The organism is Telluribacter humicola, assembly GCF_017355935.1.
Lineage (GTDB): Bacteria > Bacteroidota > Bacteroidia > Cytophagales > Spirosomataceae > Telluribacter > Telluribacter humicola.
In genome coordinates this window covers 1,054,452-1,067,452 of the sequence record NZ_JAFIQT010000001.1, presented here as the reverse complement: position 1 = coordinate 1,067,452, position 13,001 = coordinate 1,054,452, and the positions used below count along the sequence as shown (strand labels likewise).

Genomic DNA, 13,001 nt, shown 5'->3' with positions numbered 1-13,001 from the left:
AGGTTAGAAAGGAGAAAGGGAGGAAAGGAATTTATCCCTTCTCTCCCTTCATCTCCTAATAAAAGTACCTTAATCCCAAGCCGATGGAGCCGGTATTTAACTCTGTCCGCAGGTTAAATCCTAGCTGGGTTTGGCTAATTTTTTCCTTTTGGGTATTGGGAGCCAGACCGTAGCGATCATCAATGCTCCGGCTAAAACCAAGACCTAATGGGCTGATACCAGCTACGCTTCCCTGTAAAGCCCATTTTTCGGCAAAGCGCCACATAATACCCCCACTTAGACTTACATCTAATGAGAAAGTATGACGCTGCACCTGGTTGAACAGAACCCACTTTCCTGCTATAGTTGGAGCAGAGGCCACGCTAAATTGATTTTGAAGGTTATATCCCACCCCCACTGAAGGACGACCGTACAGGGCAAACTTTCGGCCTAGGGGCTGATAGTACTCTACAAATCGCCCTATTCCGAAAGACAAGTACCCCAAAGCTCTGGCCTCTGGCACAAACTGCCCGCTCTTATATATGGATAGAGCATTGGAAAAAGACCAGCCCATCGCCCGGTTGTCGCGCGTAAATCGACCAACGGAAAAATGCATGGAGTGGCTGTAGATATACTGTAAGTCAGTTTGTTCACTATATCGATTTGTGGACAGGTCAGCGGTACCACTAATGAAGCGCTGTCCCGATTGAAATTGGGCCTGGGCGACGGTACCAGCCAGAAGGCACACACCTAGCAGTATAAAGAATGTATACTTTTTCATAATGGCTCAGTGGGAGGAAGGGTTCGAGTAGCGGGAAATTCGGAGGGTAATATAGTTGGGAGCAGCGGTACCAAAGTTGGTCGTGAGCGAAAACCGCTGCTGGTCCAGGCTGGTAGGCTTATACCGGGCGGTAAGGCTCAGAATATTGGCATACCCCTCTATGGCCCACCCGGTTCGAGGAAAGTAGTAAACTGCTCCTGGTTTCAGGCCAAGCTCATACTGCCAATCGTTTCTAGCATTTGCGTTCCATAAATCCTTCACAGACTCCCATTGGTAAGCTACTCCCAGCTCAGAATGCAGAAACAGCAGCCAGCGGTCATTTAGTGCCCTGTACTTTCGGATAAATGGTAGAAGGGCAATAGATTGATTTACATAATTGTACTGATAGTCGCTGTTGAGGTCCCTGCGGGTTTGTGGATTCAGAAAGTACCTGCTTCCAATACCAAGCATTGTCGTGGAATTGCTGAAAATGCCAAACTGTAACTCCGGCTGAATCGTAAATGTACTTGCCCGTGCTTCTCCCCCTTTTAACTCCTGCTTCTCATTACCGGTTGTCCCCTGGACAGTGATCGTACCGCCCCAGTAGCGGGTACCTTTACTAAGTTGGGCATGAACGGGAGCCGCAAGTGTGCTGCCAAGCAGCAGGAGCCCCCACAGAATGGTGTGTTTAATCATGGTGGTATGGTTGGTTGTGGCGGTAAAATAGGGAAATAGCCAGTAGGAAAAGACCAAGCCTTATTAATAATTTATTTAATAAAATATTGGCCAGCGAGTAGTTAATCATTCATCAATCTACGGTTACATATAGCCATCAGGTAGTACATGTCCACAAAAAAATAGGGCGGCCAAGGGCCGCCCTATTTCGGGATTTACATTTCCACAACCTAATACTCTAACTTTAAAGACACGGGAGTGACCTGAGTGTTGCACAGCAGGCTACCCACAGTATATATTTTTACAGCACGCCGTTCCAGCCGCCCTGGCGGTAGAACTGCAGCAGACGCTGACGCATCTGGTGCTCATAACGTGAGCGAATGGCGTTGGCCTGGGCGCGGGCCAGGTTGGCCTTAGCCAGTGAATATTCAAATATGTTGGCCGTACCGGCATTCAGGCGGCTTTCTACTACTGAGAAACTCATAGTCAGTGATTCGAGCTGGCTTTGGGCAGCGGCGAAGCGGTCGGAGGCGGCATTGGCATCCAGCACCGCCTGCTCAATGGCCTGGCGTAGCTGCTGACGCGTAATATCCAATTGGTTCTGGGCGATGCGCTCCTGTACCCGGGCCGTAGCGACCCGCGGGCGGGTTACCCAACGGCCCATGAGAGGAATGTTCAGGCCCACACTCAGACCTCCGTTACGGGTAGCATTGAGCTGCTGGAAGTAATCCAGACTGGCATTGGTGGAGGCATAAAACGCCCCAAAATTAGAAGACAGCGTGAGCGAAGGAAAGTTATCAGCCTTGATGGACTTTACCTGGTACTTAAAGCTCTGCCGACGTAGCTCAGCTCCGCGTAGCTCCGGAAATACTTTCTGGGCATCTTCAAAGATCGCCTCCGCATTCATAGTTCCATTGGGTTGGTCAGCCGGGGCCAGCGGTTCCAGCTCTACGTTGTCGCTGGGCGGCAGGTTCAGGAGCTGAAACAACGTCAGACGGGCCGCCCGGTAGTTGTTCAGAGCGGTGACCTGGTCGAAGCGGTCATTGGCCAGCTGCGCCTTGATCTCGTACAGGGCACTCTCACCCACTACTCCGGCGCTAACCTGCTTCTGCACGCGATCTACCTGCTGTTGTGAAGCCTCTACCTGCTGTAGAGCCGCTTCGTTTAGAGCCCTGGTAGCCAGTACCTGTACATAAGCCTGTACCAGCAGGATGGTCTGGGCGTTCAGAATGGCCGTACGGCTTTCGATGGCCGACTCTCTCAGTAGTTGGTTCTGGCGGATCTGGTTCTGGATCTGGAAGCCCCGGAACAAGGTCAGATCAAGCCCCGCTCCTACGTAGTTGGAGTTGTAGAGCTGATCAATGTAGGCGTTGGTGAAGCGGTCGATGCTCCGGCCCAGGTTGACACTCTGGCTCGCCCCCAGCGCCAGCGAGGGTAGCTGCTGTGACTTTACCTGCCGCCACATCGCATCGGCTGCCTCGGCCTGCAGTTGTGCATCGCGGTAGGTCAGGTTATTCTTAGCGAGGATATCGACACACTCGCCCAGGCTAAGCATAGCGTCCTGCGAGGCACCGCCCTGCGAGGTACCGACCTGCGCCCTGGCAAGCTCAGGCACCAGAAAGGCTGGAATAAAACCTAATAAGAGTAGTAAGTATTTCATGGCTAATAAATAAGCTTTTAGTTCTTAGGCTGTTAGTAGTTAGCTTTTACCAGCCTTTTTTAACTTTTTATATACTTCTTTGTGACTTTGTACTTTCTCTTTGGCAGAGATATTTTCTGATTGTCATGTGCTATTTTAACTAACAGCTAAAAGCTAACACCTAACCAGCTCCACTACGCCAGCCAGCCGTCTTTGAGCCGTACTACACGGTCGCCGTAGGTAGCGTTAGCTTCTGAGTGCGTCACCTGCACGATGGTTACGCCATCTTCCTGGTTGAGCTTTTTGAACAGCTCCATGATCTCGACGGCCTGCTCCGAGTGGAGGTTACCGGTCGGCTCATCGGCAAAGATGACCTTGGGACGGTGTACTATAGCCCGCGCTACCCCTACCAACTGCTGCTGTCCGCCCGATAGCTGATGCGGAAACAGGTCTTTCTTGGCTACTATATTGAAGCGGTCGAGCAGCTCGGCAACCCGGCTCTTGCGCTCCGACGAGGCTACGCCCTTGTACAGCAGCGGCGTTTCGATGTTTTCGTATACAGTCAGCTCGTCAATGAGGTGGTACGCCTGAAACACGAAGCCAATGTGGTTGCGGTGCAGATCCGTACGCCTCTTCTCAGAAAGATTCTGCACGGGCTCGTCCAGAAAGAGGTACTCTCCTTCGGAAGGCTCTTCCAGCAGTCCCATAATATGCAGCAGCGTCGACTTACCCGAGCCGGAGGGCCCCATAATGGATACAAATTCTCCCTCTTTAATCTCTAAATTAATATTACGCAGTACGTAAACTTTACCAAAACCGGCGGGATAGTGCTTGGAGATTTTCTGAAACTGTAACATCAGGGTCTGTATTGGGGGTTATAGTTGAATATTTTCAAATTGCATACCAGAAGTTGCCTTTGCTGATATACAGCCTTTTACGGCTATTTATATAAAAAAAACCGTCCGAAATCGCACACCTTTGTACGTTTTCGGACGGGAAGATAAACACAAACAGAAATGTAAGATAGTACTATCTGTTGGTCGATATATGACGGTTGCCCTTGGCGTATTTGAAGTCACTGCCCCGGCTGAACGTCACCTGGCTCAGATCTCCTTCGCGCTTAAAGTCAGTGTACTTAAAGTCAGCATAGCCCTGGAAATGGGTACCTTTGAAGGAAACGCCTTCCTGAAAATCAGCGTACTTGAAGTCAGCGGTCTGGTTGATACGGGTATTGGCAAAATTAGCCTCATCACTAAACTTGGCGTACTTGAAGTTGGCCGAATCCGTAAAATTCGCATTGGCAAAACGGGCGCCTTCGTTAAACTTGGCATACTTAAAGTTAGCCGAATGCCGGAACTTGCTGTCTGCAAAGGATACATTTTCGGCAAAGTCGGAGTACTTAAATTCGGCCAATCCTTCGAAGGTACAATTTTCGAATATGACAGCTTCCTTGAAGTCAGCGGTATAGAGCGTCTGATTATCACTATCATTATTCATGACACTTCCCAGCAAGCTGCGTCTTTTCCCGTCTTTGTCCACTACCTTGTAGGCAAGTACATCGCCCTTGAACGTACAGTTACGGAAAGTAAGGGGTACCTCCACGCGGCTCTTGTACTCCCGGGTATCCATGTTGCCTCGCTTTTTCAGCTCCTTGTTCGAGAGGTCCGTCAGGTCCAGGTCACCTTCGATGGTTTTGTTACTCACCTCGACCGCGTACTTCCGGTCAACGTTCTGGATAATTTCTTTGGCCGACAGCGTAGACTGAGCCGTGGCCGACACGGCCAGCATAGCTACCAGGGCAATCGAAAATAAGTAGGAAAAAAGAGTCTTCATGGCGTTACGAGTTTTAAGTATCTAATGTGATTTACTCAACAGATGGTGGATACAGGGCAAAGGTTGCATGGCTTTAAAAAAAGCTGTAGGCAGTAGGCTTTATGCTGTAAGCTTACAGCCTTTCTGTACATTATATTTTCAATTATACATCAATAGTATACGAAGGAATTTTATTTCAGCCGCTGCCACGGTGGCCCCAGAGGCGGACGGCCGCTGCCGGGCGATACTTTAGTAGAAATAGCGTCCAAAGTTTACGGGAAGCTCCGTAGGCGTCCGCCGCTGCGGAGCGGCACATATAAGATCAGGTGTCGCCCCTACAGGGCAGCTTGTTTATCACTGAGAGTTCCTTCGTACACTACTAATATATAATCACTAGTGTACGAAGGAATCTTCACTCAGCTATCATTATGCATTTTTAATTATACATTACTAATTACTCACTCTTCAGGCTCTTTACCGGATTGACCAGAGCTGCCCTGATGCTTTGGAAGCTGATAGTCAGAAGCGCAATAGCTACCGTCACTACTACCGCTACCACCACCATCCACCAGCTCAGGGAAGTTTTGTAGGCAAAGTCCTGCAGCCAGAGATCCATCGCGTACCAGGCCACGGGCGTAGCTATGACCAGTGCTATCAATACCAGTTTGAGGAAGTCGATAGAAAGCAGGGTCACGATACTGGCTACACTGGCACCCAGCACCTTACGTACACCAATCTCTTTGACGCGTTGCTCTGTCGCGAACTTCACCAGCCCAAATAGTCCCAGGCAAGCCACAAAGATGGTAAGCCCCGCAAAGATAGCCAGGATACGGCCCGTACGGATTTCAGCCTCATACGCAGCCCAGTACGTCTCGTCCAGGAACGAGTACTGGAAGGGCTCCTCCGTCCTGAATGCCTCCCACTGCTCTTTGAGGTTGGCTACCAGTCCCGCCATGTCCTGTACTTTGGTTTTTATGATAATAGAGCCTGAGTTGTCTCCCAGCGCCATCACCATAGGGGCAATTTTCTCGTGCAACGACCGGTAGTGAAAGTCTTTTACTACGCCAACAACGTGGTACGTTTTGCCACGATCGGGTGAGCCAGGCATGCCGGGATGGGTCAGAATCTGGCCAATGGCATTGTCTTGCCATCCAAAGTGCTTGGCAGCGGCCTCGTTGATGATTACACCGGCTGAGTCAGTCGGGAAGCTGGGTGAGAAGTTACGTCCCGATACCACCTTCATACCCAGTGTAGGTACATACTGGTAGTCCACACCAAAGTAAGCCAAACGGGTAAGCTTGCCTTCGTTGCCCTGCGGGAATACCGTCAGGATGCCACTCCGATCTGAGCCCGCCGGCAAAAAGCCCGAACGGCTGGCGTTGATTACCCGCGAATCCCGCACCAACTGCTGCCGTAGTACCTCTTCGTTCTGGCCCAGGGCCCAGGTACCTTCCAGGACCACTACCTGCTCTTTGTCGTAGCCCAGCTTAGTGTCCTGTATGTAGCGGAGCTGCCGGAACACAACCGTAGTACCGATGATAAGAATAATGGAGATACAAAACTGAAAGACCACCAGACTACTCCTGAGCCCGATACTGCCACGACTTGCAACACGCCCGGTGGTACCGCCTTTGAGGATCGAGATGGGCTTGTACGACGAAAGGAAGAAAGCCGGATAGCTGCCTGCCAAAATCCCTACCAGCAGGCCGAACAGGATCAAGCCTACCAAAGTAGAGGGTGTCTGTAGCAGATCCAGGTTTAGTTCTTTACCCGACAGATCATTAAAGAAAGGTAACACCAGTGTAGCGACTCCTAGCCCCAGCACCAGCGACAAACCAGTCAGCAGGATGGATTCAACCAGAAATTGTCCCACCAGCCTGCTCTTCTCAGACCCCATTACCTTACGAATACCTACTTCCTTGGCGCGCTTGGAGGCACCCGCCGTAGATAGATTCATGAAATTGATACAGGCCAGCAGCAGCATAAACAGTGCAACGGCTCCAAACAGGTACACGTACCGGATATCTCCACCGGGTTCCATCTCTGACTGTGGCACCAGGTCCGAGTAGAGGTGGATGTCGGTCAGGGGCTGTAGGTACAGCCCCAGGTTGTTGCCCTGCTTCTGAAAATCAGCCATACTCATCCCTGTCATCTTCTCAAGGGCTGCCCCCAGGTGCGTTTCTACCACCTTTGGCAGCTTGGCTTCCAGCAAGCGATAGTCGTAGCCCTCGGGTAGTACCAGGTACGTAAAGTAACTTGAAACTAACCAATTGGGCTCTCTTGACTCCGGCAGACTGGCCATAGAGGCGAATATATCCTTATGAAAATGGGAGTTGGCAGGTACTTTATTGATTACGCCCGTAACGGTATAGGTCGCCTGTGACTCTTTGAAGGTAAGTACCTTGCCCATAGGATCGGTATCGCCAAAGTACTTACGGGCTACCTTAGAGGTAATAACCACTGTATTGGGCTGTACCAGGGCGGTCCGGGCGTCTCCCTTGATGAGGGGCAGTGTGAATACCTGAAAGAAATTAGAATCTACGTAGGCAAAGGCATCTTCTTTGAAAGTTTTATCGCCGTAGGTTATGCGCGGGGTACCGCCACTGCGCAGGCGGGTAGCCTCCAGCACCTCGGGGTAGTCAGCCTTGAGCGTCTGCGCTACCGGTGGCATCACATTTGCCTCCCGCATTTGCTCGTCGTTCATGGTACCTTTGAATACCACCCGTACAATACGGTCGGCCTTCTCGTTGTAGCGGTCATAGCTTAGCTCGTTTATGACGAACAAGCCGATCAGCAGGCAGGTAGCCAGCCCCAGGGCCAGCCCTACGATATTGATAGCGGTAAAGGCACGGTTGCGGATCAGGTTCCGCCAGGCAATTTTGATGTAATTTTTGATCATGGCTATTTAGTTAAAATATAAAGGGTAATAAAGGAGGAATGGAGTAAGGTACAAAAGGAGAAAAGCGTCCACCTCTCCACTACGTATTTTTCTCACTTTTACCTTGTCTATACATTTTTAATATTTATTTTCTTGTAGTCAAAACCTTTCGTAAAGTACTCTTTTATCATCCAATTCTTCCATTTTTTACTTTCCTCCCTTCCTGCTTTCTTCCATTCCTCCTTTTACTCGCTCCTTAGCGACTTTACCGGATTCATCAGGGCGGCTTTGATGGACTGGTAGCTGACCGTCAGGAAGGCAATGAGCACGGCCAGTACTCCAGCCAGTACAAAGGCCCACCAGGGTATGTCAATGCGGTAGGCGAAGTCCTGCAGCCAGCGATCCATGGCGTACCATGCCACCGGAGCGGCAATAATAAGCGCTATCAAAACCAGCTTCATAAAATCCATGGAAAGCAGGGTCACAATACTGGCCACCGTAGCACCCAGTACCTTCCGGATGCCGATTTCCTTGGTACGCTGCTGAATAATATAGATAGCCAGTCCCAGCAAACCCATACAGGCAATGAGAATAGCCAGTAACGAGAAAAGGCTGAATATCCTTTGTGATACTTGTTCGGCGCGGTAGAGAGCGCCCCAGTCTGACTCCAGGAAAGTATAGTGAAAAGGCTGCTCAGGCAGGTACTTCTTCCAGACCTGCTCGGTGCGGGCAATAATGGCCTGCGGATCTTCGGATTGGATACGGATAACAATCCGGTTGTCGGTGCGGCTAACCCAGCGGTTGTTCAGCACAAACAGCGGCGCGATACGCTGGTGCAGCGATTGGTAGTGGAAGTTTTTGATGATTCCTACAATGGTATAGGTCACATCAGCCCCATTCGTCGCGCTTATAAGCTTTTTACCAATGGGGTCGGTTAGGCCCAGTTCCTTCATTGCCTCCTCATTAATAAGGACCGACAGAGAATCATTGAATGATCTGGAAAAGGAACGTCCGGCCACCAACTTTATATTCATGGCCTGCAGGTAGTTGTCATCAACCACGGTGCCGCGCCCGGTTACGGTTTCGGTTTGGCCCTCCTGCCGGAAAATAATACCAAAGAACCCTCCCTGCGAACCGGGGGTGGCATTGGTACCTCCTACGGCCTGCACCCCCGCTATCCGCCCCAGTTCCTGCTTGAAGGCCTCGGTATTGGGCCCCAGAAAGCCCGTCCCCTGCAGATTAACAACCGCCTCCTTGGTAAAGCCCAGTTCTTTGTCCTGCAGGTACTTGAGCTGGGTCAGCACAACCAGCGTACAAATGATGAGAATTATTGAAATAGAAAACTGAAACACTACCAACCCGTTGCGAAGCAGGTGTCCCTGCCGGGTAGACATAAATCTACCCTTCAGTACCTTAATGGGCTCAAACGACGACAGTACCCCCGCCGGATAGCTACCCGCCACCAGACCGATCAGCAGAGCCAGCAACAGCATGAGTGGGAGAATGTCCCAACGGAGCAAAAGTTGGGCTGACAGCTGCTTACCCGCCAGATTGTTGAAGGAAGGCAGCAGTACCCCTACCAGCAGGAGCGACAGCAGAAAGCTAAAGAAGCTCATCATAACCGACTCGGTCAGAAACTGCGAAGCCAGCTGGCTCCGGTGCGAGCCCAGCGCTTTGCGGATACCTACCTCACGAGCCCGCTCCGACGAACGCGCCGTAGCCAGGTTCATAAAATTGATGCAGGCAATAAGGAGGACAAATACCGCAATGACCGAAAAAATATAAACGACTTTACGATTACCATTGGGCCTGAGTTCGGCTTCCAGGTTGGAGTCCAGGTGGATACTCCGCACGGGCTGCAGGAAATAGTAGTAGCCGTTGCCGGCCTTGACATACTCCTGATAAGACAAACCAAAACTACGCTGTATCTCCCCGGCGGCGTACTTCGCGACGAGCGCCGGTAGCTTGCTTTCCACTACCTGGGCATCAGATTTGGGTTTCAGCAAGAGGTAGGTCAGTACCGAAAAACTGGTGTAGTTTTCCTGTTGTACGAAAGGAAAGCCGCTTAAGCTTATTACAAAATCAAATCTAAAATGGACATTGTCCGGCAGGTCTTCGGCTATACCACTTACCTCCAGTTGTGGCCCATTCACCAGTTCCAGGGTTTTGCCCACCGGATCTTTTTTTCCAAAGATACGCTCAGCCGTACTCTTTGTCAGTACCACGGTATTGGGCCGGCTCAAAACCTGATCTGGGTGTCCCTGCAGGAGGGGCACCTGAAACACTTTGAAGAAGCTTGAGTCAGCCGCCAGTACATTCTTCTCTTCCAGTACTTGTCCCTGGTACTTCATCAGAGTTCCGGTGCCGTCTCCATCAAAAGGTACCAGACGTACTACCTCTTCTACCTCCGGAAGCTCACGCTTGACGTCCTGCGCGTACGACGAGGGAATAATGGCGTACTTCGTAACACGATCGGGGTACTTACGCTCCAGCGCCATGCGGTAGATGCGCTCCCCCTGGGGCCAGTAGCGGTCAAAGCTCAGCTCATCAGACACGTACATCACAATCAGGATACAGCAGACCATCCCGATGGATAGCCCGATGATGTTGATCGCAGTATTGACCTTGTTTTTCAACAGGTTGCGCCAGGCGATTTTGAGGTAGTTCTGAAGCATAGCTTTGTAGCAGTTAGCTAGTAGCGATTAGTTTTTAGCTTTTTGTAAAACGTAGCGTCGCTACATAGGGAGGAAGGTCTGAATAGAGAATGAATCTAAACTTTCCTGCTTTCCTCCTTTTCTCCTCTCCTCCCTTACTCCGAGCGCAGCGACCTCACCGGATTCATAAGGGCGGCCCGTAGTGAGCGGTAGCCTACGGTAAGCGCTGCAATAAGGAGCGTAGCCGCAATAGCCAGGGCAAATATGCCTGCCCCTATTTCGATCTTGTACTTAAACTCCGTCAGCCACTTGTTCATGACCCACCAGGCCAGCGGAGCCGCCAGTACAAAGGCGATTATGACCAGACGAACGAATTCTTTTCCGAACAGCCACAGGATATTTTCTACGCTGGCGCCCAGCACTTTGCGCACCCCTATCTCCTTGGTCTTCTGTACCGCCATGAACGAAATCAGACCGTATAAGCCCAGACAGCCGATAAAGATGGCTACGCCGGCAAAGAACTGGATCAGCTGGAGCATGATGGAGTCAAGAGCATAAAACTCAGCAATGCGCTCATCCAGAAACTCGTGCTTGTAGACGAACTCGGGGAAGGTATCACTCCATACCTTTTCGATAGCCGCCAGGGTAGGCTGCAGGTTAGCAGTGTTTACTTTTATGGCGTAGTTCTGATAGCGGCTAATATCGGACATGATACATACCGGGCTGATGTCGGTACGGAAGGAGTAGTTATAGAAGTCCTTCACTACCCCTACGATCGGGGCCGTCATGGTACCACCGTTGACACTGAGCTGCTTGCCGATCACTTCCTCCGGCGACTTCACTCCCAGTTTCTTTACGAGTGTTTCGTTCACCACAAATTCACGCACGGTATCGGACGGTACTATGTTACGACCCGCTACAAGTTGTAAATTAAAAGTTGACAGGTACTTGCTATCGGCCAGTTTCATGTTGATCGAAAATACCTCCTCCTCGGTACGGGTATCGTAGCGCATCCCGGTATTGAGGTTAGCATTGGCCGCCGGCGCCTGGAAGCAATACGCACTTTCGTTCACGCCCGCTATCTGCTCCACCCGACTGCGCAGAGTACTTAGTTTGGCCTGATCCCGTACCGGTACGGGCAGCATTACTACGGCATCCTTATTAAAGCCCAGATCTGACTCCTGCGAGTAGCGCATCTGATCGGCTATGACAATGGTCCCAATAATCAGTATCTGTGATATGGCAAACTGTGTAACTACCAGACCCCGACGCAGCGTAAAACCTCCTACGTGTTTTTGCGCCAGCTTGCCTTTCAGCGCCTGCATAGGCTGGAAACCGGCCAGAATCAGCCCCGGATACGAACCAGAGAAGAACACTACCACGACCAGCAGTACTGCCAAAAAGCCCATCAGGTAGTAGTCCTGAAGGAGGTTAATGGTCATCTGGGACTCGAAGAGCTGGTTGGCAAAGGGCAACGCCAGATGCGCCAGTCCAAAAGCAACCATCGTCGCGAAAGCGGTGATCAGGGCCGTTTCGGAAATGAACTGCCAGAACAGCTGCGCCCTCAGGCTACCAAGTACCTTACGAACACCGATTTCACGGGCGCGGGTGAGTGCCTGAGCCGTAGCCAGATTGATGAAGTTAACACAGGCCGTAATGATCAGAAACAGCCCTACCAGTGATAGTGCCCACAGGTTTTTCTTCTCTACGTAGCCACCCAGGTCGGGGTTAAAGTGCATATCGGCGACGGGCTGCAGCTTAAACCGAAACACCTTGGCGCCTTCGGCATCGTAGTACTTATCAGATATAGATGGAAGTGCCTTTTCCACCATAGCTTGGGTAACACCCGGCTTCAGCAGCACAAAGCAGTTCACCCCGCTGGATACACCACCCCAGCTTTCATCACTGGCCAGCCAGGCATTCTGGTCTTTCAGGTTAGCGTAGGAAAGGTATATCTCCTGGCGGCGGTCGGTCGTAGTAGGCAGGTCCTGCAGTACCCCCGTCACCTTATAGTCAAAGCGGTTGTCTAGGCGGATGGTCTGGCCGATGGGATTTTCGCTGCCAAAGTACTTATTCGCTACTTTCTGGGTAACTATCGCTGTGTTGGGTTCGGCAAGAGCGGTTTTCTTATCTCCCTGCACCAGGGGAAAGCTCATGATGTCGAAGAATTCAGGCTCGGCGTAGGCTACTCCCTGCTCTTCCTGAAACTTCTTATTGTCGGGCGATTGTGGTAGTGACAGCAACTGATTTTCGAAGACAGCCACGCGGGCTACTTTCTCGCCAAAAGTCAAGTCATTGCGGAAGGCCTTTCCCAGGGGTTGAGGTACCCCGCTGGAGTAGTTGATCTCTTCGCCATGAAACTCCGAAATGAACCGGTAGATCCGGTCGCTCTGGGCGTGGAAGGCATCATAGCTCAGGTGGTACCTGACCAGCGTGAAGATCAGGATGGCACAGGCAATGCCCATGGCCAGGCCCGCTACGTTGATAATGGCGTAGGCCTTGTGCCGCTTCAGGTTACGAAATGCGATTTTTAAATAATTCTTGATCATGGCTATTTTTAGTAAAGGACAAAAGGTATGAAAGGAGGAAGGGAGGTTGCTGGAG

Annotated in this window: 8 protein-coding genes; all 8 read right to left on the bottom strand. The window is 51.1% G+C overall.

Annotated features, from left to right (window positions below):
- Positions 1-55: 55 nt before the first annotated feature.
- The 8 genes from JUB14_RS04645 to JUB14_RS04610 all read right to left on the bottom strand — a co-directional run bounded on the left by JUB14_RS04645 (position 56) and on the right by JUB14_RS04610 (position 12,946).
- Entirely contained in the window at positions 56-760 is a 705-nt protein-coding gene (locus JUB14_RS04645) for a hypothetical protein (protein ID WP_207504587.1), read from the bottom strand.
- 6 nt (positions 761-766) lie between these two features.
- Positions 767-1,435 (bottom strand): hypothetical protein, encoded by a 669-nt coding sequence (locus tag JUB14_RS04640; RefSeq protein WP_207504586.1) that lies wholly within the window; start codon positions 1,433-1,435, stop codon positions 767-769.
- 280 nt (positions 1,436-1,715) lie between these two features.
- Positions 1,716-3,074, bottom strand: a complete 1,359-nt coding sequence (locus JUB14_RS04635; protein ID WP_229367524.1) for a TolC family protein — start codon at positions 3,072-3,074, stop codon at positions 1,716-1,718.
- Positions 3,075-3,247: 173 nt separating this feature from the next.
- The gene (locus JUB14_RS04630; protein ID WP_207504585.1) at positions 3,248-3,910 is read right to left on the bottom strand and encodes an ABC transporter ATP-binding protein; all 663 of its coding nucleotides are present in this window, start codon (positions 3,908-3,910) and stop codon (positions 3,248-3,250) included.
- A gap of 172 nt (positions 3,911-4,082) precedes the next feature.
- On the bottom strand, positions 4,083-4,886 hold the full coding sequence (locus JUB14_RS04625) for a pentapeptide repeat-containing protein (RefSeq protein WP_207504584.1): 804 nt from the start codon (positions 4,884-4,886) through the stop codon (positions 4,083-4,085).
- Positions 4,887-5,319: 433 nt separating this feature from the next.
- Positions 5,320-7,764 (bottom strand): ABC transporter permease, encoded by a 2,445-nt coding sequence (locus tag JUB14_RS04620; protein WP_207504583.1) that lies wholly within the window; start codon positions 7,762-7,764, stop codon positions 5,320-5,322.
- Between the two features lie 224 nt (positions 7,765-7,988).
- Entirely contained in the window at positions 7,989-10,418 is a 2,430-nt protein-coding gene (locus JUB14_RS04615) for an ABC transporter permease (protein WP_207504582.1), read from the bottom strand.
- 134 nt (positions 10,419-10,552) lie between these two features.
- Complete coding sequence (locus JUB14_RS04610; RefSeq protein ID WP_207504581.1) at positions 10,553-12,946, bottom strand: ABC transporter permease; 2,394 nt, start codon at positions 12,944-12,946, stop codon at positions 10,553-10,555.
- Positions 12,947-13,001 lie beyond the last annotated feature (55 nt).

Bases quoted from the DNA above. Each gene is read 5' to 3' on its own strand.
- JUB14_RS04645 (WP_207504587.1), bottom strand. From the start codon at position 760: ATGAAAAAGTATACATTCTTTATACTGCTAGGTGTGTGCCTTCTGGCT.
- JUB14_RS04640 (WP_207504586.1), bottom strand. From the start codon at position 1,435: ATGATTAAACACACCATTCTGTGGGGGCTCCTGCTGCTTGGCAGCACA.
- JUB14_RS04635 (WP_229367524.1), bottom strand. From the start codon at position 3,074: ATGAAATACTTACTACTCTTATTAGGTTTTATTCCAGCCTTTCTGGTG.
- JUB14_RS04630 (WP_207504585.1), bottom strand. From the start codon at position 3,910: ATGTTACAGTTTCAGAAAATCTCCAAGCACTATCCCGCCGGTTTTGGT.
- JUB14_RS04625 (WP_207504584.1), bottom strand. From the start codon at position 4,886: ATGAAGACTCTTTTTTCCTACTTATTTTCGATTGCCCTGGTAGCTATG.
- JUB14_RS04620 (WP_207504583.1), bottom strand. From the start codon at position 7,764: ATGATCAAAAATTACATCAAAATTGCCTGGCGGAACCTGATCCGCAAC.
- JUB14_RS04615 (WP_207504582.1), bottom strand. From the start codon at position 10,418: ATGCTTCAGAACTACCTCAAAATCGCCTGGCGCAACCTGTTGAAAAAC.
- JUB14_RS04610 (WP_207504581.1), bottom strand. From the start codon at position 12,946: ATGATCAAGAATTATTTAAAAATCGCATTTCGTAACCTGAAGCGGCAC.